The sequence below is a fragment of the Pseudomonas sp. P1.8 genome, assembly GCF_001269805.1.
GTDB lineage: Bacteria > Pseudomonadota > Gammaproteobacteria > Pseudomonadales > Pseudomonadaceae > Aquipseudomonas.
On record NZ_LHVM01000035.1, the window covers coordinates 1 to 1,197 of the forward strand.

General features: G+C 63.3%; 1 protein-coding gene. It reads left to right on the forward strand.

Annotated features, from left to right (window positions below; genetic code table 11):
* Positions 1-1,197 (forward strand): RND family transporter (locus tag AD668_RS28275; RefSeq protein WP_371259854.1); only part of this gene is annotated, 1,197 nt, incomplete at both ends.

Sequence of the window (1,197 nt, forward strand, 5' to 3'; positions counted from 1 at the left end):
GCCGCCGCCGGCGGCCAGCTCATCAACTACCACGCCTTCTCTCAGATGCTCGAAGAGCAGTTGCGCGACAAGATCGAATACGCCGGCGACAGCGCGGCGCGTAAATCCGGGGTCGAAGGCAGCGGCCATTACAAAGTCCGGGTGATCGGCTTCGCCAAACTGATGGGCGACCTGATCGACGGCCTGATCCAGGTGATGATGTTCTTCGGCCTGGCCGTGGTCACCTCGCTGATCATCATCTATGCCTACACCCGTTGCGTGCGCAGCACCCTGCTGGTGGTCGGCTGCTCGCTGGTTGCGGTGGTCTGGCAACTGGGCATCGTCGCCTGGCTCGGTTACGCCATCGATCCGTACTCGGTGCTGGTGCCGTTCCTGATCTTCGCCATCGGCGTGTCCCACGCCGCGCAGAAGATGAACGGCATCATGCAGGACATCGCCCGTGGCACCCATAAACTGATCGCCGCGCGCTACACCTTCCGCCGTCTGTTCATCGCCGGGGTCACCGCGCTGCTGGCCGACGCCGTGGGCTTCGCGGTGCTGATGCTGATCGACATCCCGGTCATCCAGGACCTGGCGATCACCGCCAGCATCGGTGTCGCGGTGCTGATCTTCACCTCGCTGTTGCTGATGCCAGTGGCATTGTCTTACGTCGGTGTCGGCGCGAAAGCCGCCGAGCGTGCGCTGAAAATCGACAACCGCGCCGAGAAGCACAAAGGCTTCGGCAAACTGTGGGACGCGCTCGATCGCTTCACCACGGCCAAGTGGGCCACCGGCGCCGTGCTGGTCGCGGTGTTGATGGGCATCGGCGGTTTCGTGGTCAGCCTTGACCTGAAGATCGGCGATCTGGAAAGCGGGGCGCCGGAGCTGCGCGCCGACTCGCGCTACAACCGCGACAACGCCTACATCACCCAGCATTACGCGCTGTCCAGCGACCTGTTCGCGGTGATGATCAAGACCGCACCGGAAGGCTGTCTGAACTACAAGACCCTGGTGCTGGCCGATCGTCTGGCCTGGGAGCTGCAACAGTATCCGGGCGTGCAGGCGACCTCGTCGTTGGTCAACGCGGTACGCCAGATCACCGCCGGTACTTATGAAGGCAACCCCAAGCTCAACAGCATCCAGCGCAACCAGGACGTGCTCAACTACGCCGCGCAGCAAGCCTCGGTCAACTCCCCGGAGCTGTTCAACACCGACTGC